Source organism: Aeromicrobium sp. JP4 (assembly GCF_054957925.1).
Genome location: NZ_CM143290.1, coordinates 2,382,187 through 2,405,539 on the forward strand (window position 1 = coordinate 2,382,187; position 23,353 = coordinate 2,405,539).

General features: G+C 72.2%; 23 protein-coding genes and 1 tRNA gene. 7 read left to right on the forward strand and 17 right to left on the reverse strand.

Annotated elements, in window-relative coordinates; genetic code table 11:
* Nucleotides 1-21 precede the first annotated feature (21 nt).
* The 6 genes from mnhG to ACY1JX_RS11690 are packed head-to-tail and all read right to left on the reverse strand — an operon-like array spanning nucleotide 22 to nucleotide 6,096.
* A complete protein-coding gene (mnhG, locus tag ACY1JX_RS11665) occupies nucleotides 22-351 on the reverse strand; it encodes a monovalent cation/H(+) antiporter subunit G (protein ID WP_181753068.1) in 330 nt (109 codons plus the stop codon).
* A complete protein-coding gene (locus ACY1JX_RS11670) occupies nucleotides 351-620 on the reverse strand; it encodes a monovalent cation/H+ antiporter complex subunit F (protein ID WP_181753066.1) in 270 nt (89 codons plus the stop codon). The genes mnhG and ACY1JX_RS11670 overlap by 1 nt, the downstream gene beginning before the upstream one ends.
* Complete coding sequence (locus tag ACY1JX_RS11675; RefSeq protein WP_462564065.1) at nucleotides 617-1,174, reverse strand: Na+/H+ antiporter subunit E; 558 nt, start codon at nucleotides 1,172-1,174, stop codon at nucleotides 617-619. Before ACY1JX_RS11675 ends, ACY1JX_RS11670 begins: the two co-directional genes overlap by 4 nt.
* Entirely contained in the window at nucleotides 1,167-2,783 is a 1,617-nt protein-coding gene (locus ACY1JX_RS11680; protein ID WP_462564066.1) for a Na+/H+ antiporter subunit D, read from the reverse strand. The genes ACY1JX_RS11675 and ACY1JX_RS11680 overlap by 8 nt, the downstream gene beginning before the upstream one ends.
* Nucleotides 2,780-3,241, reverse strand: a complete 462-nt coding sequence (locus ACY1JX_RS11685) for a Na(+)/H(+) antiporter subunit C (RefSeq protein WP_286931042.1) — start codon at nucleotides 3,239-3,241, stop codon at nucleotides 2,780-2,782. The genes ACY1JX_RS11680 and ACY1JX_RS11685 overlap by 4 nt, the downstream gene beginning before the upstream one ends.
* Nucleotides 3,238-6,096, reverse strand: a complete 2,859-nt coding sequence (locus ACY1JX_RS11690) for a Na+/H+ antiporter subunit A (protein ID WP_462564067.1) — start codon at nucleotides 6,094-6,096, stop codon at nucleotides 3,238-3,240. The genes ACY1JX_RS11685 and ACY1JX_RS11690 overlap by 4 nt, the downstream gene beginning before the upstream one ends.
* A gap of 67 nt (nucleotides 6,097-6,163) precedes the next feature.
* Here ACY1JX_RS11690 and ACY1JX_RS11695 point away from each other — a divergent pair, with 67 nt between their 5' ends.
* Nucleotides 6,164-6,790, forward strand: a complete 627-nt coding sequence (locus ACY1JX_RS11695) for a hypothetical protein (protein WP_181753061.1) — start codon at nucleotides 6,164-6,166, stop codon at nucleotides 6,788-6,790.
* A complete protein-coding gene (locus ACY1JX_RS11700; protein WP_286931044.1) occupies nucleotides 6,783-7,547 on the forward strand; it encodes an exonuclease domain-containing protein in 765 nt (254 codons plus the stop codon). Before ACY1JX_RS11695 ends, ACY1JX_RS11700 begins: the two co-directional genes overlap by 8 nt.
* A 1-nt stretch (nucleotide 7,548) precedes the next feature.
* On the opposite strand, the gene pgm is transcribed toward ACY1JX_RS11700, so the two are convergent.
* Genes pgm through ACY1JX_RS11715 form a run of 3 tightly spaced genes read right to left on the reverse strand, consistent with a single transcriptional unit; the run spans nucleotide 7,549 to nucleotide 10,729 of the window.
* Nucleotides 7,549-9,186 carry a phosphoglucomutase (alpha-D-glucose-1,6-bisphosphate-dependent) gene (pgm, locus tag ACY1JX_RS11705; protein WP_462564068.1) on the reverse strand — a complete coding sequence of 546 codons (1,638 nt, stop codon included), beginning with the start codon at nucleotides 9,184-9,186 and terminating at the stop codon, nucleotides 7,549-7,551.
* Complete coding sequence (locus ACY1JX_RS11710) at nucleotides 9,183-10,028, reverse strand: alpha/beta fold hydrolase (RefSeq protein ID WP_462564069.1); 846 nt, start codon at nucleotides 10,026-10,028, stop codon at nucleotides 9,183-9,185. The genes pgm and ACY1JX_RS11710 overlap by 4 nt, the downstream gene beginning before the upstream one ends.
* Nucleotides 10,025-10,729 (reverse strand): lysoplasmalogenase family protein, encoded by a 705-nt coding sequence (locus ACY1JX_RS11715; RefSeq protein ID WP_181753053.1) that lies wholly within the window; start codon nucleotides 10,727-10,729, stop codon nucleotides 10,025-10,027. Before ACY1JX_RS11715 ends, ACY1JX_RS11710 begins: the two co-directional genes overlap by 4 nt.
* A gap of 40 nt (nucleotides 10,730-10,769) precedes the next feature.
* Here ACY1JX_RS11715 and ACY1JX_RS11720 point away from each other — a divergent pair, with 40 nt between their 5' ends.
* Nucleotides 10,770-11,177 carry a pyridoxamine 5'-phosphate oxidase family protein gene (locus ACY1JX_RS11720; protein ID WP_181753051.1) on the forward strand — a complete coding sequence of 136 codons (408 nt, stop codon included), beginning with the start codon at nucleotides 10,770-10,772 and terminating at the stop codon, nucleotides 11,175-11,177.
* A gap of 16 nt (nucleotides 11,178-11,193) precedes the next feature.
* Here ACY1JX_RS11720 and ACY1JX_RS11725 read toward each other — a convergent pair whose 3' ends face one another.
* From ACY1JX_RS11725 to ACY1JX_RS11750, 6 genes are all read right to left on the reverse strand, one after another.
* A complete protein-coding gene (locus ACY1JX_RS11725) occupies nucleotides 11,194-12,450 on the reverse strand; it encodes a DUF1501 domain-containing protein (protein WP_462564070.1) in 1,257 nt (418 codons plus the stop codon).
* Nucleotides 12,447-13,967, reverse strand: coding sequence for a DUF1800 domain-containing protein (locus ACY1JX_RS11730; RefSeq protein WP_462564071.1), 1,521 nt, complete (start codon nucleotides 13,965-13,967; stop codon nucleotides 12,447-12,449). Before ACY1JX_RS11730 ends, ACY1JX_RS11725 begins: the two co-directional genes overlap by 4 nt.
* Nucleotides 13,907-14,854 (reverse strand): hypothetical protein, encoded by a 948-nt coding sequence (locus tag ACY1JX_RS11735; RefSeq protein WP_462564072.1) that lies wholly within the window; start codon nucleotides 14,852-14,854, stop codon nucleotides 13,907-13,909. The genes ACY1JX_RS11730 and ACY1JX_RS11735 overlap by 61 nt, the downstream gene beginning before the upstream one ends.
* A 95-nt stretch (nucleotides 14,855-14,949) precedes the next feature.
* A complete protein-coding gene (locus ACY1JX_RS11740; protein WP_462564073.1) occupies nucleotides 14,950-15,768 on the reverse strand; it encodes a DivIVA domain-containing protein in 819 nt (272 codons plus the stop codon).
* A gap of 69 nt (nucleotides 15,769-15,837) precedes the next feature.
* Nucleotides 15,838-16,692 carry a hypothetical protein gene (locus ACY1JX_RS11745; RefSeq protein WP_462564074.1) on the reverse strand — a complete coding sequence of 285 codons (855 nt, stop codon included), beginning with the start codon at nucleotides 16,690-16,692 and terminating at the stop codon, nucleotides 15,838-15,840.
* On the reverse strand, nucleotides 16,689-18,110 hold the full coding sequence (locus ACY1JX_RS11750; protein WP_462564075.1) for a hypothetical protein: 1,422 nt from the start codon (nucleotides 18,108-18,110) through the stop codon (nucleotides 16,689-16,691). Before ACY1JX_RS11750 ends, ACY1JX_RS11745 begins: the two co-directional genes overlap by 4 nt.
* A gap of 231 nt (nucleotides 18,111-18,341) precedes the next feature.
* Here ACY1JX_RS11750 and ACY1JX_RS11755 point away from each other — a divergent pair, with 231 nt between their 5' ends.
* Nucleotides 18,342-19,361, forward strand: coding sequence for an NADP-dependent oxidoreductase (locus tag ACY1JX_RS11755; RefSeq protein ID WP_462564076.1), 1,020 nt, complete (start codon nucleotides 18,342-18,344; stop codon nucleotides 19,359-19,361).
* A gap of 67 nt (nucleotides 19,362-19,428) precedes the next feature.
* On the opposite strand, the gene ACY1JX_RS11760 is transcribed toward ACY1JX_RS11755, so the two are convergent.
* Both ACY1JX_RS11760 and ACY1JX_RS11765 read right to left on the reverse strand, forming a co-directional pair.
* Nucleotides 19,429-19,504, reverse strand: a tRNA-Lys gene (locus tag ACY1JX_RS11760).
* 46 nt (nucleotides 19,505-19,550) lie between these two features.
* Entirely contained in the window at nucleotides 19,551-21,023 is a 1,473-nt protein-coding gene (locus tag ACY1JX_RS11765; protein ID WP_462564077.1) for a polysaccharide pyruvyl transferase family protein, read from the reverse strand.
* A 142-nt stretch (nucleotides 21,024-21,165) separates the two neighbouring features.
* Between ACY1JX_RS11765 and ACY1JX_RS11770 the strand changes: the two genes are divergently transcribed.
* From ACY1JX_RS11770 to panD, 3 genes are read left to right on the forward strand one after another with little or no spacing between them, the layout of a single operon-like run.
* Entirely contained in the window at nucleotides 21,166-22,023 is an 858-nt protein-coding gene (locus ACY1JX_RS11770; protein WP_286931067.1) for a Rossmann-like and DUF2520 domain-containing protein, read from the forward strand.
* Nucleotides 22,023-22,868, forward strand: a complete 846-nt coding sequence (gene panC, locus ACY1JX_RS11775) for a pantoate--beta-alanine ligase (RefSeq protein WP_286931068.1) — start codon at nucleotides 22,023-22,025, stop codon at nucleotides 22,866-22,868. The genes ACY1JX_RS11770 and panC overlap by 1 nt, the downstream gene beginning before the upstream one ends.
* Nucleotides 22,869-22,872: 4 nt before the next feature.
* On the forward strand, nucleotides 22,873-23,289 hold the full coding sequence (gene panD, locus ACY1JX_RS11780) for an aspartate 1-decarboxylase (RefSeq protein WP_181753019.1): 417 nt from the start codon (nucleotides 22,873-22,875) through the stop codon (nucleotides 23,287-23,289).
* The last annotated feature ends 64 nt before the right edge of the window (nucleotides 23,290-23,353 follow it).

Genomic DNA, 23,353 nt, shown 5'->3' on the forward strand with positions numbered 1-23,353 from the left:
CGCAGGGGCCGCTGCCCAGAGTCAATCGCCCTCGTCGACGACCAGTGCCTCGCGGTCGACCTGATCGGCCCGGAAGGCGGCACGTCCGACCATGTGCGCCGACACCGGCGCCGTCAGCAGCTGGAACAGCGCCACGACCGCGACGAGGGTGAGATCGCCCAGGCTCTCGATCCGCAGGGCGAGCCCGGCCAGGATGAGCAGCAGCCCGAAGGTCTGCGGCTTCGTGGCCGCGTGCATCCGGGTGAGCACGTCGGGGAAGCGCACCACGCCGATGGCGGCGACCAGTGCGAACGAGGCGCCCAGGATCAGGAACGTGCCGGAGAGGACGTCGGCGACGAGGGTCCAGTCCATCACTGACCACCGCCCGACGCCTGCGCGGCGTAGCGCGCGATGCTGACCGAGCCGAGGAACGCCACGAGCGCGAGGGCCACGAGGATCGGCAGGGTGGTGTTGTGGCGCCCGATCGCCGCCTCGACGCCGATCGCGCCGACGCACGCCGCCACGAACACGTCCGACGCGACAGTGCGGTCGAGCATCGTGGGGCCGCGGACGATGCGGACCAGGCACAGCAGGCCCGTGAGGCCCAGCAGGACGGCACAGACGATTCCGACGAAGTTCATGCGTGCTCCTCGAGGAGTCGACGTTCGCTCTCGCTGATCTCGGCCTCGGTGCCGATGGCCTTGAGCAGGCGGTGCTCCTGCAGCCGGGCCTTGCGGCGGGCGCTCTCGATGCGCTCCGGGCTGCCGGCGTCCAGCACGTGCAGCCACATCCGCCGACCCTCGGAGTCGAGCTCGATGAGCAGCGAGCCGGGCACCAGGGAGACCAGCTCGCCGGTGAGGGTCTGCCGCAGCTCGGAGTGGCTGACGAGGTCGATCCGCAGCACCGCGCTGGGCGGCGGCGCCTTCGGGCGGACGGCGAGCCAGGCCACGTTGAAGCTCGCGACGCTCAGGTCGGCGAGGAATCGCGCCACCAGCACCACGGAGGCCCACGGCCGGATCGTGCCGTTCACCGACACGCGCGGGAACGGGAACACCAAGACGATGATCGCGCTCACGAGCAGCCCGCCGATGAGGTTGATGGGGGTGAGCTCGCCCCACAGCAGCAGCCACACGACCGTGAGCCACAGGATCACCGGGACGTGCCAGGGGTGCAGTCCCCGCGTGCGGTCAGCCATCGCCCAGCACCGCCTCGATGTAGGGGGTGCGCTCGTGCAGCTCGTCGGCGGCGCGCTCGGTCATCGCGAAGAGCGGGCCGGCGAACACCGTCAGGGCGACGGTGACCACGCCGAGCGCGATCGTGGGGAGTGCCATGCGGGCGGGCAGTCGCTCGCCCTCGGTGTCGGTCTTCCAGGTGGTCTCGCGCTGGGTGGCGGTGGAGACGCCGCTGCGGCCGTGCAGCGAGCCACCGAGGCCGGCCGGGCCGAACGGCACCGGGGTGTCATCCTCGGGGTCGGCCAGCGGCTGCCAGAAGGCGCGGTTCCAGATCTTCGCGACGGCGTACAGCGTGAGCAGGCTCGTGGCCACCGCGGCCGCGACGCCGAGCAGGGCGAGCCAGTCGCCCGCCTCCGCGCCTGCCTCGAGCAGCGCCAGCTTGCCCAGGAAGCCCGAGAACGGCGGGATGCCGGCCAGGTTCATGGCCGGGACGAAGAACATGACGGACAGCACCGGTGCGTAGCGGGCCAGCCCGCCGAGCCGGTCGAGGTTCGTCGTCCCGGACCGGTACTCCACCAGCCCGGCGACCAGGAAGAGCGTGGTCTGCACCGTGATGTGGTGGATGATGTAGAAGATCGCGCCGGCCACGCCGAGCTCGCTGCCCAGGGCGATGCCGAAGAGCATGTAGCCGATGTGGCTGACCAGGGTGAACGACAGCACACGTTTGATGTCCGACTGGGCGACCGCGCCCATGATGCCCACCACCATCGTCAGCACCGAGGCCCACAGCAGGATCGTGCGCAGCTCGTGCGTCGGGAACATCAGCGTCTGGGTGCGCAGCATCGCGTAGACGCCGACCTTGGTCAGCAGGCCGGCGAACACGGCCGTGACCGGCGCCGGGGCGGTCGGATAGGAGTCGGGGAGCCACGCCGACAGCGGGAACACCGCCGCCTTGACCGCGAAGGTCAGCAGGAGCAGCAGCTGCAGCATCGTGGCGGTGCTGTCGGGCAGGTCCTGCAGACGCAGCGCGAGCTGGGCGAAGTTCACCGTGCCGGTGGCGGCGTAGACGCAGGCGATCGCGATGAGGAACAGGGCCGACGAGGCCAGGCTCACGATGATGTAGATCGTTCCCGAGCGCACGCGTGCCTCGGTGCCGCCCAGCGTGATGAGCACGTACGACGACGCCAGCAGGATCTCGAAGCCCACGAACAGGTTGAACAGGTCGGCCGAGAGGAAGGCGTTGGACACGCCGGCGCTCAGCACCAGGAACGTGGGGTAGAAGACCGAGAGCGGGGTGTCGCGGCCGAACTCCACGATGCCCTGGCCGATCGAGTACAGCAGCACGCACAAGGTGACGATCGTCGAGATCAGCAGCAGCAGGGAGCTGAGTCGATCGGCGACGAGGCTGATGCCGATCTCGGCGGGCCAGCCTCCCACGTTGAACGCCTGCGGGCCGTGCTGGTCCGCGCGGACCAGGAGCACGGTGGCCGAGGCCACGACGGCCAGCAGTGTGAGGATGCTGATGACGCGCTGGGCCCCGGCGAACCGGCCGAACGCGAGGCACAGGCCCGCGCCCAGCAGGGGCAGGATCACGGGGGCGAGGACCAGCTGGTCCAGCAGGCTCTCGCTCATGCGGGCACCTCGTCGTCCTCGGGCGCGAGCGTGGAGTCGCCCGCGTAGCCCTCGTCGGGAAGCTCGGAGTCGGCCTCGTCGAAGGTGGCCGAGACCTCGTCGCGCTCGGCGCGCCGGCGGATCAGGTCGTCCTCGACGTCGTCCTGCACGTCGTCGGTGCCGGTCAGCTGCCATGCCCGGTAGGCCAGGGCCAGCCCGAACGCGGTGGTGCCCAGGGTGATCACGATCGCCGTCAGCGCCATCACCTGCGGCAGCGGGTCGGCCATCGGGTCACCGGACAGGCCCAGGATCGGCGCCGCCCCGGCGGGTCCGGAGACCACGAGGAACAGCACGTTGAGGCCGTTGCCGATGAGGACGAAGCCCACGAGGATGCGGGTCAGGCTGCGCTCGAGCACGAGCGTGACGCCGCTGCCCACGAGGACACCGACGACGACGATGAGCATCAGGTTCGCTGTCACGCCGGCACCTGGTCCTTCCGGGGGTCGGGCGGGCCGGCGTCCTCGTCCTCAATGTGGGCGTCGATGCCACTGCCGAGGCTGCGCAGGACGTCGAGGGCGAGGCCGACGACGACGAGGTACACGCCGATGTCGAAGAAGACCGAGGTGACCAGGTGCAGCTCGCCGAGCACGGGGATCGGGACGTCGATGATGGCGCTCTGCAGGACGCCGCCGCCGAGCAACGTGGGCAGCAGTCCGGAGAGGGCGGCGACCGCGAGGCCCAGGCCCAGCACGAATCCGGCGTCGACGGGCGCGGCGTTGTCGAGCTCCTCGCGACCGCCGGCGAGGTAGCGGATCATCAGCGCGAGCCCGGCGATGAGACCACCGGCGAAGCCGCCGCCGGGGGAGTTGTGGCCCGAGATCATCAGGTAGACCGAGAACACGATCACCGTGTGGAAGACCAGCCGGGTGACGATCTCGAACACGATCGAGCGGCGCTGGTCGTGGAGGTTGGCCGCGAGCCAGGCGTTGGAGTCGGTGGTGACCACGCGGCGCGGGCGCACCTGGCGTCCGGCGCGATCGGTCAGCAGGAAGATCAGGCTGGCGATGCCCGTCGCGGCGACCACGAGGACGCTCAGCTCGCCGATGGTGTCCCAGGCCCGGATGTCGACCAGGGCCACGTTGACGATGTTCTTGCCCCCGCCGTACTCGTAGGCCGGCTCGGCCCAGCCCGCGGAGATGGGGGTGGCGGTGCGGGCGTTGGTGGCGACGAACGCGAAGCCGGCCACCGACAGACCCACGGCCGTGCCGACGCCGACGCGCCACCAGCGGGCGATGTTGAACGGCCGGTCGCTGAAGAACGGGGGGAGGCGGCGCAGCACGAGCACGAACGTGACGAGCAGGAACGTCTCGACGAGCACCTGCGTGAGCGCGAGGTCGGGGGCGCCGTGCGCGACGAACAGGATCGAGGTGCCGTAGCCCGTGACGCCGAGCAGGAGCACCGCGCGCAGGCGGCGTCGCGACCGGACGGTGAGCACGGCCGCCGCGATCATCACGATGCCGACGACGATCTGCAGCGGGTTGTCGGAGAGCCGGACGTCGGGTCGCTCCCACGCGCGCACGAGCGCGGTGCCCGGCACGACCACGAGCGTCACCAGGATGATGCCGAGGTAGACCGGCAGCGAGCCCCGCTGCGTGCGGCCGGTGACCTCGACGGCGAGACGATCGACCCCGCGCATGACGGCCTGGTAGGCGCGCTCGGCATCGGGGAACGGGAGCCGGTCGACGATCGCGTGCTGGGCGGCCGCCACGGGGCGGCGCCACACGAACAGGGCGATGCCGGCCGCGACGGCGAGGACCGACAGCCACAGGGCCGGCGTGAAGCCGTGCCACAGGGTCAGCACCGCCTCGTGCGAGCCGACCGGGAACTGGTCGGAGTAGGTGGCCAGCCGCGGGGTCAGGAACGGCCCGGCGAGGCCGGCGACGAGGCTGAGGACCGCCAGCACGGCGGGCACGGCCGCGAACCACGGCGAGAAGTCGCGCGGCCTGCACGGCTCGACGCCGGGCTTGTCGGCGAACGTGCCCCAGACGAAGCGGGCGCTGTACGCCACGGTGAGCACGGAGCCGAGCACGATGCCCGCGAGGGCGACCAGGCCCCAGGCCGGGTGGCCGAGGTCGTGGCCGAGATCGACGAAGGCCGCGAAGGCCGCCTCCTTCGCGGTGAAGCCGAACAGCACGGGCAGGCCGGCCATGGACGCCGCGGCGACGACCGTGGTGACGAAGAGCAGGGGGCGGGCCTGCCGCAGGCCCGACAGCTCGCGCAGGTCGCGCGTGCCGACCGAGCGGTCGATCACGCCGACGACCAGGAAGAGGGCCGACTTGAACAGGCCGTGCGCGCAGACCAGGGCCAGTCCGGCGAACGCGGCCGACCGCGTGCCCGCGCCGACCACCGCCATGAGGAAGCCCAGCTGGCTGACCGTGCCGTACGCCAGCAGCAGCTTCACGTCGTACTGCCGCAGTGCGCGCAGGCCGCCGAGGATCATCGTGGCGACGCCGAGGCCGATCAGCACCGGGCGCCACCCCGGAGTCTCGGCGAAGGCGGGGGCCAGCAGCGCGACGAGGTAGATGCCGGCCTTGACCATGGCCGCGGCGTGCAGGTAGGCGCTGACGGGGGTGGGGGCGGCCATCGCGCCCGGGAGCCAGAAGTGGAACGGCAGCAGGGCCGACTTGGAGAGCGCGCCCACCAGGACCAGCGCGATCGACGCGGTCACCGCGGTGCTCGGCTCGGGCGGGTCGGCGAGGATCTCGCTCAGCCGGGCCGTGCCGCTCAGCAGGTGCAGTCCGACGAGGCCCACCAGCATCGCCAGGCCGCCGAACGTGGTCACGATGAGCGCGTTGAGGGCGGCGCGACGGTTGGCGCGGCGCTCGGGGTTGTGGCCGATCAGCAGGAACGACAGGACGGTCGTGAGCTCCCAGAACACGTAGAGCACGTAGACGTTGTCGGCGAGCACCAGGCCGAGCATCGCGCCGGCGAAGGCGGTCAGGACGCCGGAGAAGCGCCAGATCTCGGTGTCCTTGGGCCGGAAGTACCAGGCGCAGTAGACGAGCACGAGGGCGCCGACGCCCGTGACGAGCAGGGCCACGATCCCGCTGAGGGAGTTCACGGCGAAGTCCAGGTCGAGCCCGATCTGGGGAATCCAGGCCCGGTGCTCGTACGTCGGATCGCCGCCGGTGGCGCGCGAGACTGGCCCCAGGAGCCACACGAACGAGGCCGCCGGGACGAGCGCGAGGACGAGGAAAGCCCGTCTATCCACGATGCGGACGAGCGCAGGGGCGACCGCTGCAACGAGAAAGTGCAGCGCGACGAGGAAGACCATGGGCTCGGGCCAACCCTAGCGGGTAGCCCCCTGTGAACTGTCCGCCAGGAGTGCGAGAATGGACGCCATGGCCGACCCCGCGAACACCCGTTCCGCAGGTCTGCCGTCAGAAGGTCCCGGGACTCGGACCGGGGCCGAGATCTGGGTACGACGGATCGTCGTCGTGCTCGTGCTCGTGGTGGCGGCTCTCGTCGTCTACGGACTGCTGGCCGCGGCTCTGCCGCGCTGGTGGGCCCAACGCGTCGGGAACCAGGTCGACGGACGCATGACCGTCGGCATCTTCTGGGGTGTGTTCTACGGCTTCATCTTCAGCTTCCTCCCGGTGCTCGTCGTGTGGCAGGTACGACGCCCGTTCCTGAAGTGGCCGTGGAAGATCGGTGTCTTCCTGGTGGCCTTGCTGCTGGCGGCGCCGAACTGGCTCACCCTGTCGATCAGCCTCGGCGACAACAGTGCGTCGGACGCCGGATGGATCACGCTGGTGAACGAGGCGCCCGGCTTCCAGTGGGCGACCTTCTTCGGCGCCCTCGTGGGCGTGCTGGCGTCGTTCGCCCTGATCGCCACGATCACCGCGGCACGGCGTCGCAAGGGCCAGGTCTCCCGACTCGAGGGTCAGTTGGCGGAACGGGACGCGGCGACGCGGGCGGGGACGGCAGAGTCGAACACCGAGCACCGAGAGGAACCGCCGCATGCCTGAAGCGTCCGCCCGTCCCACGTCCGAGCCGGGTCGTCCCGGCGCGGGACGGCGCGCCAAGAACGTCCTGCCCCCGCGCGAGGACCCGAACGCCTGGTACCGCCAGCCGCTCGCGTCCCTCGACTTCGAGACCACGGGAATCGATCCCCACAAGGACCGGATCCTGAGCTTCGCCGCGCTGTCGGACGTCGGCGGGGACCTCATGGGCATGGTCAACCCCGGCGTGCCGATCCCCGAGTCCTCGGCCGACATCCACGGCATCACCGCCTCCGACCTCGCGCGGGCGCCGATGTCGGCGCAGGCGCTGCGGCCCGTGCTGGCCTGGGTCCACGACGTGATCGAGCGCCGCATCGGCCTGGTCGTCTACAACGCCTCGTTCGACCTCACGCTGCTGCGCGCCGAGGCGATCCGCCACGACCTCGACCAGCCCGACTGGGACCGGCTGCTCGTCGTCGACCCCTTCGTCATCGACTGGGGCATCGACCGCGAGCGTGAGGGACAGCGCCGGCTGGCCGACGTCGCGGCGCACTACGGCGTCCGGCTCGACAAGGCGCACGACGCGGCCCACGACGCCCGCGCGGCGCGCGAGATCGCGATCACGATGGGCCAGAGCTTCGAGAAGGCCATCGGGTCGAGCCTGACGATGCTGATGGCGCAGCAGCGCTACTGGATCGCGGCGCGCACGATGGACTGGAACAAGCGCGCCCACGAGCTGGGCCGCGGGCTGACGATCCCCGACCGCAACTGGCCGTTCGCCTGAGTCAGTCCGAGGCCAGTGCCGCGTCGACCACCGACTTCGCCGCGGCCTGCACCTCGGCCAGGTGGTCGGCGCCGCGGAACGACTCGGCGTAGATCTTGTAGACGTCCTCGGTGCCCGACGGCCGGGCGGCGAACCACGCCGACTCCGTCGTGACCTTCAGGCCGCCGATGGCCGCGCCGTTGCCCGGAGCCTCCGTCAGCACCGCCGTGATCGGCTCACCGGCCAGCTCGGTGGCCGTGACGTCGTCGCGGCTCAGGTTCCCGAGCCGGGCCTTCTGGTCGCGGTCGGCGGGGGCGTCCACGCGGGCGTAGGCGGGATCGCCGTGCCGCTCGACCAGCTCGCCGTAGAGCACGCTCGGCGTCTTCCCGGTGGTGGCGATGATCTCCGAGGCCAGCAGCGCCGCGATGATGCCGTCCTTGTCGGTCGTCCAGACGCCGCCGTCGCGCCGCAGGAACGACGCGCCGGCCGACTCCTCGCCGCCGAAGCCGAACGAGCCGTCGATGAGCCCCGGCACGAACCACTTGAACCCGACAGGGACCTCCACGAGCGGACGGCCGATCTCCTGCGCGACCCGGTCGATCATCGAGGACGACACCAGCGTCTTGCCGATCCGCGCCCCGGCGGGCCAGTCGGGGCGGCTGCCGCCGAAGAGGTGGGCGATCGCGACCGCGAGGAAGTGGTTGGGATTCATCAGGCCGGCGTCGGGGGTGACGATGCCGTGCCGGTCGGAGTCGGCGTCGTTGCCGGTGGCCACGTCGAACCGGTCGCGCTGCTCGATGAGCGAGGCCATGGCGGCGGGCGACGAGCAGTCCATCCGGATCTTGCCGTCCCAGTCCAGGGTCATGAAGCGGAACGTGCCGTCCACGAGCGGGTTGACCACGGTGAGGTCGAGCCCGTGCCGGTCGGCGATCTCGCCCCAGTACGCCACGCTCGCGCCGCCGAGGGGGTCGGCGCCGATCCGCACGCCGGCGCCCGCGATGGCCTCGAGGTCGACGACGTGCGGGAGGTCGTCGACGTACGTCCCCAGGAAGTCGTAGGGGCGGCAGGCGGCGCGGGCGCGGGAGAAGGGGACGCGGCGCACGCCCGAGAGGCCCGCGGCGATGAGCTCGTTCGCCCGGGCCGCGATGACGGACGTGGCGTCGCTGTCGGCGGGACCACCGTGCGGCGGGTTGTACTTGAAGCCTCCGTCGGCGGGCGGGTTGTGCGACGGCGTCACGACAATCCCGTCGGCCAGGCCGGTGGTCCTGCCGCGATTGGCACGCAGGATCGCGTGCGACACCGCGGGCGTGGGCGTGTACCCGTCGCGGTCGTCCACGAGCACGTCGACGTCGTTGCCGACGAGCACCTCGATCGCCGTCGCCCACGCCGGCTCGGAGAGCGCGTGGGTGTCGCGCCCGATGAACAGCGGCCCGTCGGTGCCCTGGTGGGAGCGGTAGTCGCAGATCGCCTGGGTCGTCGCCGCGATGTGGGCCTCGTTGAACGCGGTGTTCAGGCTCGACCCACGGTGACCACTCGTGCCGAACGCCACGCGCTGCTCGACCACGTCGGGGTCGGGCCGCAACGTGTAGTAGGCCGTCACCAGATGGGCCAGGTCGACGAGGTCCTCCGCCGCGGCCGGCTGTCCTGCGCGCTCCGTCATGCGTCCATCATGCCGTTTCCGGCACGTCGCACCCGCTCGAGAATCTCCGAGGCGAGCAGGTCCGGGTGGGTGTCGGGGAGCCAGTGGCCGCTGTCGACCTCGACGAAGCGGTAGTCGCCGCTCACGTGGTCGCCGCAGCGCTCGGCGCCGTAGCGGCCGATCGCCAGGTCGGTGGCGCCCCAGACGAACGTGGTGGGCACGGTGACCTCGGGCGTCGCGGAGAGCTCGGGGCCCATCGCGCGGTACCAGTTCAGGGTGGCCGTGAGCGCGCCCGGCTCGGCCAGCTTGTCGACGTAGGCGGCCTCGTCCTCGGGCTCGACGTCGCCGCCGTACATCGCTCGCAGGCGGGCGCCGTCGTCCTCGAGCAGGACCTCCTCGGCCTTGCCCGGCCGGCGCAGCAGCCCGATGTACGCGCCGCGCTGCTGCTGGTCGGGGTCCCCGGCCAGCGCCTCGTTGTAGGCGGCCAGGTGCGGCACGGACACGGCCGTCAGGGTCAGCACGCGGTGGGCGTGGCGCGTGGCCACGACCCACGAGACGGCAGCGCCCCAGTCGTGGCCGACGAGGTGGAACCGCTCGTGCCCGAGCGCCGCCATGATCGCGACGACGTCGTCGGCGAGGATCTCGGCGCGGTAGTGCTCGACCCCCTCAGGACGCGCTCCCGGGCTGTAGCCGCGCTGGTCGGGGACGACGACCCGCAGTCCCTCGGCGGCGAGACGCTCGGCGACACCGCGCCACGAGCGACGGTCCTGGGGCCAGCCGTGCAGGAGGACCACCGGCGTGCCGTCCTCAGGGCCGAACAGGTCGAGGTCGAAGGTGAGGCCCGCGGCCTCCACGGTGCTCACAGCGCCCCCGCCGGGAGCTTCGGCCAGCAGTCCGTGGCCCGCGTCGCATCGAACCCTCCGGCGGCGCGGCTGCGCGCCTCCTTCTGGACGATCGCCGTCGCGAGGAGGAACAGGGCGAGCGAGTAGGTCAGCATGACGACGAAGCCGCCGAAGGCGGAGTCCTCGGGGACCCGGTCGGCGATTCGCGCCGCGATGAGGCCGTCGCTGAAGAGGAACAGCAACGCGCCGATCCCGGCCCGAAGATCCACCGCGAGCGCCGTGGCGGCCGTCGAGGCGAGCAGCAGGGCGTAGACGACGACCGGGCCACGCAGCCCCGGCTCGAGGCCCGACCAGACCCAGGCCAGCAGCAGGACCGCCCCGGCCGCGAGGGCGAGCGGGATCCAGACGGTGCGGCGCAGCACGTCGAGCGCGCCGCGACGGACGAAGAAGGTCACGAAGCACACGTGCGCCGCGGCGAAGGACGCCATGCCGGCGATGAAGAGGCCGTCGATCTCGAGGAAGAGGTCACCGAACAGGCACAGGACCAGCGCGATCGCGAGGAGTCGCGGACCGTGCTGCTCGATGACCCAGGCCACGAGGAGGGGGGCTATGAGGCACTTGGTGATGCTGTCCCAGGGCTGTGCCTCGGCGAGCACGAGGGCCAGGTGCACCACGACGGCGATGCCGAAGGCGGCGAGCCAGGGGCTCCGGAGCGAGTTCATGGGCTCACCGTAACGTGGCTCACACGTGCACAATGGATTCATGAGCACCGGAACGATCCAGGAGTTGGACCAGGACGAGTGCCGTGAGCTGCTGAAGGTCGGCAGGTTCGCGCGGATCGCGTTCGACACCGGCGAGCGCCTGGAGCTGCTGCCCGTCAACTACGCGTACGACGACGGCACGATCCTGATCAGCACGAGCCGCACCTCCGGGCTCGCCACGATCGTCGATCGGCGGTTCGTCCTCGAGGCGGATCACCACGACGACACCTACCAGACCGGCTGGAGCGTGATCGTGCGCGGAACCGCGCAGGAGGCCACGGCCGAGCAGCTGGAGTCGTTCGGCACGCGACTGCCGAGCTCGTGGGCGGGAGCGACGGGCGAGTCCACGCACATCGCGATCACCGTCGAGGACATCGGCGGCCGGCGCGTGCGCCAGTTCCCGAACTGATCGCTGAGCCCCGCGGTCAGTGGGGCGACATGAAGCCCAGGGTCGTCCGGCTTAGGCCCGGGAAGACGGTCCCGACGCCCACCTCGGGGAAGCGCGCCTGCAGGATCTCGCCCAGCACGTTGCGGTAGTCCGTGGTCACGGCGAGGTCGCCGTCGACCTGCTTGCCGTTCGCGAGCGTGGGCCAGTTCGCGTAGTAGCCGCCCCTGACGCCGGCGCCGAACGCGAAGACCGCGTTCCCGTATCCGTGGTCGAGCCCGGCCGCTCCGTTCTGGCCCAGCCGACGGCCGAACTCGCTGAGCGTCACGATCGTCACCCGCGAGGCGTGCGGGCCCAGGTCGGTCAGGAACGCCGCGATGGACTGCGACATCTGCTCGATCTGGCGGCTGATCCGCCACGAGATGTCGACGTGGTGGTCCCAGCCGCCGAAGTCCACGGCGATCGCACGCACCCCGACGCCGGAGCGGATCAGCGCGGCCGAGCTCGCCAGGGCCTTCCCGAGCTCGTTGTGCTGCGGGTAGACGGCCCCGTTCTGCGGGCCCTTCTTCTCCTCGGCGGCGATCGTCCCGGTCCGCCGATCGAGCGCGATGGCCTCCTGGCCCGCCCGGCCGATGACGGTCCCGGCGTCGCGGTACATGTCGGACAGGACCGAGCGCATCCGGGGGCCGAGGGTCGCGTGGTCGGCCCAGGGCGCGGAGAGCGAGGTGAAGTCCGAGGTCGCGAACGAGGGCTCGGGGCCGATCAGCGCCGTCGGCATGACGGTGGAGCCCACCTGGATGCCGTCGAACACGTCGTTGGAGGTGAAGCACCCGATCACGCGGTTGAGCCAGCCGATGCGCTCCGACGAGCCGGGGTCGGCGTCCTCCACGAGCTCCATCGCCTCGAAGTGCGAGCGGTTCGGCGTCGGCAGCCCGACCGCGTGGATGGCGGCCATCCTCCCGCTGTCCCACAGGCCCGCGAGCGGCGCGAACGACGGGTGCAGGCCGAAGCTCGCGTCGGGCCGGAACAGCTCGCCCTTCCTGACCGCGATGGACGGCCGCGCGGCGTAGTAGGCCGGCTCGGCGTGGGGCACCATCATCGACATGCCGTCGGCCCCGCCGCGCAGTGACAGCACGACGAGGATGTTGCCGTTCGTGGCGCCGTAGGCCGTGGACGTCAGCACGTCGCCGAACATCGCCGTGGACACGCCGGCCATGCCGATGAGACCGGCGGACTTGAGCAGGTTGCGGCGGGTGACGCCGTAGTCGGCGCAGGCGTCGTCGTGGCCGTCGGTCATCGCAGCATCGCCTCCGGCGCGTTGAGGATCGCCGTCCGGATCAGCGTCAGCATCCAGGCGAGGTAGTCGGTCTCGCGCTCCCACGACTTCGAGAACACGTGGGTGGCGGGCTTGTCGATCAGCGTCGCGGCGCCGTTCACCGTCTCGCGGGTGGCGCGGCGGCCGGTCATCATCACGGCCTGGTGGTGCACGAGGTCCTCCAGCGGCAGAGGCCACACCGGCGGGATGAGGTCGCGCACGAGCGGGCGCCTCGCCTGCTTCAGCGAGCCGTTGGTGCTGGCCATCCAGGAGTGCGCGGTCCACGTGCGCAGCATGCGGGCGGGGGAGAGGTAGGTGTCGGACTGCTCCGGCGAGCCATCGGGGCGTGGCCAGGAGAACGGCGCCTGTCCGGTCCAGCTGCACTGCCAGCTGAACGAGTCGACGTGACTGCCCGAGCCGGCGCCCGTGGGCACGATGTCGCACGCGCGCTGCGTGGCGAGGACGTCCTCGACGGGGGTGCGCGCCTTCCGGAACGCGGCAGCGCGGAAGCCGGGGTGGCGCACGAGGGTGCGCAGGCACGCCCGGATGTCGGTGCCCGAGTCGAGGTAGGTGGCGGCCACGGCGTCGACCGCGCTGGAGGGCGGGTCGTCGCTGATGAAACGCACGCACAGCCGGCGGGCGATACGTGCGGCGGTCTCGGGCCGCCCGGCCAGCCAGTCGAGGTAGGCGTTCAGCTGGGCCCGGCCGTCCGCGTCGGCGTTCTCGAACCGCTGGCCCAGCACGGTGACGGCCCCGACGTGGTGCCGGCTCGGGTCGTAACCGGCGGCGTAGTCCTTGCCGACGGCCACGGTGAACCCCGTGAGCAGCCGGGCCGAGCTCTTCACGTCGTCCTCGGTGTACCCGGCGGCTCGCCCCACGGTGTAGAGCTCGAGCAGCTCGCGGCCCAGGTTCTCGTTGATCTGGGCCTTGGTGTTGCGGTGGTTCGACAGGTAGCCCGACATCGACGGATGGGTCACCGCGGCGCGCAGCAGTGCGCGGTAGGTCCCGAGCGCGTGCGGGCGGATGGCGGTGGTGTCGTAGTGCATGCGCCACGGGAAGCTCGAGTCCTCGCCCGCCGGGATGTGCAGCAGGTTCGACCAGAAGTCGACCATCACCTCGTGCACCTGGTTCGCGGCCACCACGCGCCGGCAGAGGGAGTGGCGGACGAGGTCGTTGCCGTACTGCCAGCCGCCGTAGACCCCGTCTCGCGCGTTCTGCCAGGCGACCGCGGGCGAGTCCTTGAGGTGCGGGAACCAGGCCAGGGTGGCGTCGGCCTCCGCATCGCGTCCGGGGGACAGCTGGGCCTCGAACCAGGCATCGACGTCACGGTGGCGCAGGACGTCGGCCTCGAGCCGGCCGTTGTGGCCGTGCGTGAAGCGTCGGACCACGTGCTGGGCGTACTCCGACAGGCGCGGCTGCGTCCCGGGCAGGGCGACCATCAGCACGCCCCCGAGCCGGCGGTCGCGCCCGTGTCCGAGGCGACCAGGACGGTGAGCCACCGGGTGTCACCGACCACGGGCGCGGCGATCCCGTACTCGAAGCCGGCGGCGTCGTGGCAGGCCGAGAGCAGGCGGCCGGTCTCGCCGTAGGGGGACGACAGCCACGCGTCGACCGAGCCCTGGACGGCGGCGGCCGTGGTGGAGCCGCCGACGGCGCGCGTGACGGCGGTGACGGTGCGTCCCGGGCAGTCGGCGGCCGGCAGGGGCCGGCCGGCTGCTCGGTGCTCGGCGGACCCGGGATCGACGGCGCGACCGAGCGACGCCATCCAGGCGGAGTGACGGCGTGCAGACGCGGTGAGGCAGGCCTCGGCGCCGCGATCCGCGGCGTCCTGGATCCCGGGGCGCGCGTACGTCGTCCTGGCCGACCGCACTGCCGCCAGCAGCGTCTTCTCGTCGGCGGTCAGCGTGGCGGGACGCGAGGGCACGGTCCGCTTCACCGCCCGCGCGGTGACGACGAGGGTCTTCGTGCGTGCGGTGGCGTGGACGTGGGTGCGGCCGCCGGAACGGTGCTTCACGCGCGGCGCGACGGCGCGGTAGCGGACGCTGCCGGTCGCGGGCTTGAGCCGGATCGTGGCGCTGGCGCGCACGGTCCGCCTGGCGGCATTGCGCCAGACCTTGCGTCGCGCGTCCCAGCGCTGCAGGCGCACGGATCGCGGGTGCTTCGTGGACGTCCGGACGCGGAAGGTGACGACCTTGCCGGCGTCGACGGTGCGGGGCGTGGCGCTCAGCCGCAGCGCCGGCTTGGCCGCGGCCGGCGCCACCACGGTGCTCTCCGACCGGGTCCGGACGCCGTCGCGCTCCTGGGCCACGACCACGGCGCCCCCGGCGAGCGCCGTCACGACGACGGCCACGGCCGCCGCAGCGCCGATGTGACGGATGTGACCCATGGGGATGATGATGACTCATTGCGAGCGGAAGTGACAGCCGTTCGAGTACGAAAATGGCCCGCCCCGAGGGGCGGGCCACGATTTCGTGCGGCGGATCAGGCGCGGTCGTTCGAGGCCTCGAAGAGCGCGCCCTGCTCGCCCTGCGCCTCCTCGCCGGTCAGACCGGCCAGTGCACGACGCACGTTGGTGAGCTGCGCGTTGATGCTCTCGCGGCGGCGCTCGATCTCGGCGACCTCGCGCTCGGACTCGAGGCGGACGCGCTCGGCCTCGGCCTTGGCCTTCTCGACGATGGAGATCGCCTGGCGGTGGGCCTCGTCGGTGCGCTCGCGCTCGATGCGCGCGGTCTCGACGCGCTGGGCGTCGGCCTCGGCCTTGCGGGTGGCGAGGTCCTTCTCGAAGTCGGCGACGGCGCGCTGGTGCTCTGCCGTGATCCGGTCGAGCTCGGCCTGCGCGGCCTCGGTGACCTTCGCGGCCTCGTCGAGGGCCTGCTTGCGCACCTGGTCGGCCTCGGCCTGCGCCTCGGCGCGGGTGGCCTCGGCGTAGTCGTCGGCCTCGCGGCGTGTGGCGCCGGCGTACTCGTCAGCCTCGCGGCGGGTGGTGACGTCGTAGGCGTCGGCCTCCTTGCGGAGCCGGCGCACGGCGTCGGCGGCGTCGGTGCGCTGCTTCTCGATCTCCTTGGCCGTGGCCTTGCGCAGCGTGGCCGACTCCTCCTCGGCGAGGCTCAGGATCTGGCCCACGCGCGCGCCCAGGTGGGAGAAGTTCGGCTCGGTGACCGAGGCCAGCCGCTCCTCGACCTCGGCGATCTGCTGGCGCAGGGCTTTCGCGTGCTCCTTGAGCGTGGCGATGTGGGCGTCGACCTCGGCGGGATCGTACCCGCGCATGACGGTCCGGAAGGAGGAAGTGGGGCTGCTCATGGTGTCACCATCATCTCAGAGGGGACAAGCACGCCGCAGGCCGTCGGGAGGCGGGACGGGTGTCCCGCCTCACGTCGCGGCGTCGTCCCTGGAGGTCGCCGGGCCCCCGGTGAGGGTGCTCAGCATCTGGCGCAGGTTGGCCAGCTGGTCGTTGATGCTGTCGCGTCGTTGCATCGCGGCGGCAACTTCTCGTTCCGACTCGGCCCGGATGCGGTCGGCCGTGGACTTCGCGTCGTGGACGAGGCCGTTCGCGCGGGCCTGGGCGTCCTCGATCAGGCGTCGGGCCTCGCGCTCGGCGTCGGCCCGCTCGGCCTCGGCGGCGGCGCGCTGCTCGCTCACCCGGCGCTCGATCTCGTCGAGCCGGGACCGGTGCTCGGCCTCGGCGTCGTTGAACTGCTGCTCCGCGGCGTCACGACGGGCCGCCATGGCCACCTCGAAGTCGGCATTCGCCGCGGCGGCCTTCGCACGCTGGCGCTCGACGAGGGTCTCGGCCTCGTGGCGCCGGGTGGCGACCTCGCGCTCGGCGGTGTCGAGCAGGTCGGCCGCGGTGCTCCTGGCGTCCTCCACGGTGCGGGTCGCCTCGGCCTCGGCGTCGGCCCGGGTGGCCTCGGCGTGCACCTGGGCCTCCTCGCGGAGACGGGCGATCTCCTCGTGGGCGGCCGCGCGTGCGGCCTGCACCTCCGCCTCGGCGGACCCGCGCAGCTCGGCGGCCTCCTCGCGCGCGAGGGCCAGGACCTGGACCATCCGCTCGCCGAGGTGCTCGAACGACGCGGGCTCCTGCGGACGCTCCTCCGGCGCCGGAGCGCTGTCGGGACGCTCGCGGAGGTGCTCGATCTCGCCTTCGAGCTCGTTGACGCGGGCCTGGACCTGGGCGGGGTCGAAACCGCGCAGCACGATGCGGAAGTCGGCGGTGGACTCGGTCATGCGGATGGGTGCTCCTCGTTGCCGGGGTGATGGGTGTCAGGGCCCGAGAGAACCGTGATGACGTCAGAGAGGCGCGCCAGCTCGTCGGCCGCGCGGTCGCGCGCGACCAGCAGGGCGTCGGCCTCGTTGCGGGCCCGCTCCACGAGGACGCGGGCCTCCTCCTTGGCCTGCGCCAGGCGCTCGCGCGCCTCCGCGAGCAGGGCGGTGGCCTCGTCGCGACGGGCCTTGCTCTCGCGCAGCGCGTCGCGCTGGGTGGTGAGGACCTCGTCGCTGACCCGGCTGCGCAGCAGGCGGGCACTCGACTCGGCCTCGCCCAGGCGGCGGGAGGCCCGTTCCTGCGTGGCGTCGGCCATGGCCTGGGCCTGCGAGCGCAGCCGCGTGGCCTCCAGACCGGCCTCGACGAGGATCCGCTCGGCGCGCTCCTGGGCGTCGGAGAGGACGTCGTCGGCGGCCCCGGCCAGGTCGGCGGCGGCAGCCTCGGCCTCGGCCAGCTGGGCGGAGAGCCGCTGGCGGATCCGGCCGGCGAGCCCACCGGCGACGAGGTGCGTACGCCGCAGGACGGCGGCGGCGTCGCGGTGGCCCTGCTGGCGCATCCGCTCGGCCTCCAGCCGGCCGTTGCCGACCAGGAGGTCGATCGTGGTGCGGGTGTCGTCGAGCTCGGCCCGGGCGGCCGCGATGGTGCGCTCGGACTCGGCCCGGGCGTGCTCGATGCTGCTCTCGGCCTGCTCGCGTGCGTGGCTCAGCAGCCGTTCGGACTCGGAGCGGGCGCGGTCGGCCTCGTCGATCGCGAATTCCACGACCATCTCGGCGTTGCGGGTGGCGGCCTGCGAGATCTCGAGGGTGTGCTGCTCGGCCTCGTTGACGATGCGCTCGACGTACTCCTCGGCCTCGGTGGTGCGGCGCTCGGCGTCGGCCTCGGCCGTGCCCACCACGGTGGCGGCGCGCTCCTCGGCCCGGCGGGTGATCTCGTCGGCCTTGTCGCGGGCGTCGGAGAGGAGACGGCCAGCCTCGACCGCGGCCTCGGTGAGCATCGCGTCGGTGCGCTCGCGCGCCTGCGCGAGCGCCGACTCGGCGTCGCGCTCGGCGGCCTCGCGGCGCTCCTCGGCGTCGCGCACCAGCATCGTGGCCTGCTCGCTCGCGTCGGCGACGATCGTGGCGGCGTCCTCGGACGCGCGGTCGAGCTGCTCGGTGACGTTGACCAACTGGGCCTGGGCGGTGTCGCGCACGTGGCGGGCATCGTCGTAGAGCAGGTGGGCCTCGGCCTGAAGGCGCCGGGCCTCGGTGGTGATGCGCTCGGCCTCGGCGGCCGCGGAGGCCTCCAGCTCGAGAGCCACCTCCTGGGCATGGCGCAGCAGATCGGCGACACCGCGGGCGTGGGCGGTGGCCGATCCGGACCCGGTGTTGTGATCCCCCGACATGGTCTGGTCAGTGTCCCACGCGGGCCGGTCCGGATCGAGGGGTGAGACGGGCTTTTCCGGCCGGTGAGACAGGTGTCACTGCGAGTTCGACTCGACAGTAGGTCTGAGCGTCGACGCCCGGCCGTGAGACCACGTCGGGGTGGGTCCCTACGATGGCCGGAGCCGGGTGGACCGCGTCGACGCGAGCCCGGACCACCGCCGCACAGCGGCGACCCGAACGGGAGGACGAGCATGACCACCACGACCCGCGAGATCCATCTGGCCCAGCGCCCCACCGGCCTGCCGGGAGCCGAGACCTACCGGTTCGTCGAGCGCGAGCTGCGCGACCTGCGCGACGGCGACGTGTTGGTGGAGAACATCGTGCTCACCGTCGACCCGTACATGCGCCCCCGCATGAACGACGTGAAGTCCTACGTCCCGCCGTTCAAGCTCGACCACCCCCTCGACGGCGGGGCCATCGGCGTCGTCGTCGAGTCGCGCTCCGACGCGCTGCCCGTCGGCAGCATCGTGCGGCACGGCCTGGGCTGGCGCGAGCACGCGGTGCTGGCCGGCCAGTACGCGACGAAGGTCGAGCTCAACGGCCTCCCGTCCTCCTACTTCCTCGGCGTGCTGGGCATGCCCGGCATGACCGCCTACGCGGGCCTCTTCGACGTCGCGGCGTTCCAGCCCGGCGACTCGGTGTTCGTGTCGGCCGCGGCCGGCGCCGTGGGCAGCCTCGTGGGCCAGTTCGCCCGCCTCGCCGGAGCCGATCGCGTGGTCGGCAGCGCCGGCTCGGCCGAGAAGGTCGCGCTGCTGGTGGACGAGCTGAAGTTCGACGCCGGCATCAACTACCGCGAGGGCGACGTGATGGGCCAGGTCGGCGCGGCGTTCCCCGACGGCTTCGACGTCTACTTCGACAACGTGGGCGGCGACCACCTGGAGGCGGCGCTCGAGCACATCAACGAGCGGGGCCGGATGGCGCTGTGCGGCTCGATCTCGGGCTACAACGACCCGAACGCCAGCGGTCCGCGCAACATGTTCAAGGCCGTGGGCAAGCGCCTCACGCTGCGCGGCTTCATCGTGAGCGACCACGAGAGCCTGCGCCCCGAGTTCGAGCAGAAGGTGGGCCAGTGGCTGCGCGACGGCGACCTCGCCTACCGCGAGACGACGTGGGACGGTCTGGACGCCATGCCCGACGCCTTCGCGGGCCTGCTCACCGGCGCCAACACCGGCAAGGCGATCGTGCGCCTCCGCGAGGACCCGACCGCCTGACCCTCGCCGGCCACTCCGTCACTTGGTGGCGCGGTTCGTCATGTCGTGAGGGCGGGGAGGGGTGCGGTGGTGGGCCCCGTGGGACTCGAACCCACAACCCGCGGATTAAAAGTCCGCTGCTCTGCCAATTGAGCTAGAGGCCCGCGCCGGTGGCGCAGGGACCAGTGTGCCAGCCGGTACGGGGACCGCTCAGCCCCGGCGCAGCATCGCGCGCACCTTGCGCACGAGTCGGACGACGAGTCCGCCGGGAGTGACGCGCTCGATGCGGTCGATCCGCGTCGTCAGCTCGTCGATGCGCTGCTGCTGGCTCCTGAGCTTCGCGTCGCGCTGCTCGGCCAGCCGGGCGTGCCGCGATCCGGCGCCCTGGTAGGTGGGCGTATTGAAGGGGTACTCGTAGCGCTCCGGGTGCCGCGTGAGGTCGATGACCATCGCGTGCCGCAGCCACTCGAGGCGCGAGGCCACCTCGGACAGGTCGGGCGCCGCCAGGGTGTGCACCGCGGGCGGGAGCGAGGCCTGCGCCAGTCGCTCGTCGAACTGCGAGCCGTCGCGGCCGTCCTGCCAGCGGTGCTCCAGTCCGTTGCGCTCGAGGAACGCCGTGTAGCGGCCGAACCGCTCGGGCATGGCGGCGTGGAACGGCGCGAGGTCGGTGGCCTCGGCGAGGTCCTCCACGCGGATCGGCTCGTCGAAGTGGGGCTGGAGCCGGTGCGGCATCTGGTGGTACTCGGCCAGCTCGAGCGTGCGCGAGTCGTGCGCCAGCATCAGCGCGGGCGTGCCGGCCAGCAGCGCCGCGACGTTCCCGTGGAAGCGCGTGCCGTAGACGAAGTCCTGCTGGGCCAGGAAGTCGTACCAGGTCCAGGTGTCGACGAAGAGCCGCATGCGGTCCTGCTGGTACAGCGGGTGCCGCAGGTGCGTGGGCACCAGCGGATCGGTGACATGGGGGTGCGGGACGCCCCACAGCAGCAGCCGCAGGTCGTGCTGGTCCTGGCCGACGTAGGTGAGATTCGGGTGCCGCGCGGCCTGCTCGGTGGCGAACGCGCCGATCCCCGGCACCTCCGGCGTCAGGTTCAGCCCGAGACTCGCGTCGACGTCCACGGTGCCGGGCTCGCGCACGCGCAGGTCGGGGCCCTGCAGGAACAGCGACGGGCAGCCGATGACGTCGATCGCGTCGCCCGGGAACCCGAGGTCGACGAGGAAGTCGCGGGTGAACTCACCGCGCACGCCGATCGAGGGGGAGCGCTCCAGCACGGCCGCCACGAAGCGACGGCTCACGTCGCGGACGCCCGCGAGGGCGTCGAACGAGCGGTCGGCCGGGGCCTGCGCGCCGATGCCGATGACGGTGGTGGGGATCGTCAGCTGCTCGATCAGCGCGGCCAGGTGGTCGAGCTTCTCCGCGAAGTCGGCGCGGAACGAGTTCGCCATCGGCACGACGAAGTGGTCGAACTCCTCGTTGATGCGGGCGGCGTCCTCGGCGGAGGCGACGCGACGCTCGCTCAGCGTGGAGTTCGCGACCAGCTCGTGCGGTGCCACGTCGAGGGCCTTCCACACCGAGTGCTGGAACAGGAAGTTCCCGCTGTTGGAGTTGAAGACGTCCTGCGTCAGCGTCGTCTCGGGTACGACTGCCGTGAACGGGTCCTTGCCCGCGCGGATCAGGATCCGAGCCATGGCGTCAGTGTGGCAGAGCGGACCGCGCGCGCGTGCGTGTGACCCTCGTCACCTCATCTCCCGTCCGCGGGTGCGGCGACGTAGACTGACGACGTCACTTTGTCTGGTACCCGCTCCGGGACTGGAACGAAAGGCAACACACATGTCGCACCCTCGCGTGGGTGTGGTCGGCGCCGGCCGTGTCGGTGCTGTCCTCGCCGCCCGGCTCCAGCGAGCCGGCCACCACATCGTCGGCGTCAGCGGACGCTCGGACGCCTCGCACCTGCGCGTCCAGACGCTGCTCGCGGACATCCCCGTGCTCGACCGCGCCGAGGTCGTCCGCCGGGCCGAGATCGTCATCCTCGCGGTGCCCGACGACGCGCTGGCCGACGTCGTCGCCGAGCTCGCGCCCTTCGCCGGTCCTGGCCGGCTCTTCGCGCACACCAGCGGCCGCCACGGGCTGGCCGTCCTCGCGCCGTTCGTCCAGGCCGGCGCCCGCGCGATCGCCATGCACCCCGCGATGACGTTCACCGGCACCGAGGTCGACATCGACCGCGGCTGCGTCTTCGGCGTCACCGCCGAGCCCGCCGACCGCGACGTCGCCGAGACCCTCGTCGCCGACCTCGGCGGCTCGGTCATGTGGGTCGAGGAGGCCGACCGCGCCACCTACCACGCGTCGCTGGCCCACGGCGCCAACCACCTGACCACGATCGTCACCCAGGCGATGGACCTGCTGCGCGAGATCGGGGCCGACGACCCGGCCGCCGTGCTGCGCCCGTTGCTGGCCGCCGCGCTCGACAACACGCTGGCCTACGGCGATGCCGCGCTCACCGGCCCCGTCGCCCGTGGCGACGTCGACACGGTGCGCGCCCACGTCGCGCACCTGCACGACCCGTCCGTGCGGCGCACCTACGCCGCGCTGGCCACCGCCACCGCCGATCGCGCCGAGTCCACCGGCCGCATCGACACCGACACGGCCGACGCCGTCCGCACCGCCGTGATCCGCGAGAAGGTCCGCTGATGCCACGCGTCGTCCGCACCGCGGCCGAGCTGCGCGCCGCCACGTCCGGCACCGTCGCCCTCGTGCCCACGATGGGCGCGCTGCACGACGGCCACCAGAGCCTGATGCAGCACGCGCGGCCGCTGGCCGAGACCCTCGTCGTGTCGATCTTCGTCAACCCCACGCAGTTCGCGCCGGGGGAGGACCTCGACGCCTACCCGCGCACCTTCGATGCCGACCTCGAGCGCTGCGACGCCGCCGGCGTGGACGTGGTCTTCGCGCCCACCGTCGACGAGATGTACCCGCACGGGCTCGACGGCACGATCATGGTCGACCCCGGTCCGCTCGCGTCGATCCTCGAGGGGGCCGAGCGGCCCACCCACTTCCGCGGGGTGCTCACCGTCGTCGCGAAGCTGTTCGGCCTCGTCCGCCCCGACGTGGCCGTGTTCGGCGAGAAGGATTACCAGCAGCTCACCCTGATCCGGCTGATGGCGCAGGAGCTGTGCCTGGGCGTCGACGTCGTCGGCTGCCCCACCGTCCGCGAGGCCGACGGCCTGGCGATGAGCTCGCGCAACCGCTACCTGACCGCGTCCGAGCGTGAGCGTGCCGCCGCCATCTCGGCCGCGCTCCGTGCCGGCGTCGACGCCGGACCCGACGGCCCCGAGGCCGTCCTCCACGCTGCCGGGAAGGTGCTGGCCGACGCCGGCATCGACCCGGACTATCTCGTGCTCACCAGCCCCGACCTCGGACCGGCGGAGGCCGGCCGGGAGTCTCGCCTGCTGGTGGCCGCCCGGGTGGGCCGACCGCGCCTGCTCGACAACTGCGCGGTCCCTCTCGGGACCGACGCGAAGAACCGAGGGAAGTGACCCGATGCTGCGCACCATGATGAAGTCCAAGATCCACCGCGCCACCGTGACCCAGGCCGACCTGCACTACGTCGGCTCGGTCACCGTCGACGAGGACCTGCTCGACGCGTCCGACATCCTGCCCGGTGAGCTCGTGCACATCGTCGACGTCACCAACGGCGCCCGTCTCGAGACCTACACGATCGCCGGCCCCCGCGGCTCGGGCGTCATCGGGATCAACGGCGCCGCCGCGCACCTCGTGCACCCCGGTGACATCGTCATCCTCATCGCCTACGCGCAGGTCGACGACGCCGAGGCGCGCCGGCTCGAGCCCAGCGTCGTGTTCGTCGACGCCGACAACTCGATCGTCACGCTCGGCCACGACGCCGCCGAGGTCCCGGCCGACTCCGGCCTCAAGCGGGGCGACCTGGTTTCGGTATGAGCGAGCGCCAGCGAGTGACCGTGGGATCGGTCATTCCGGCGACCTCGTACCTTTGCTCTTCGAC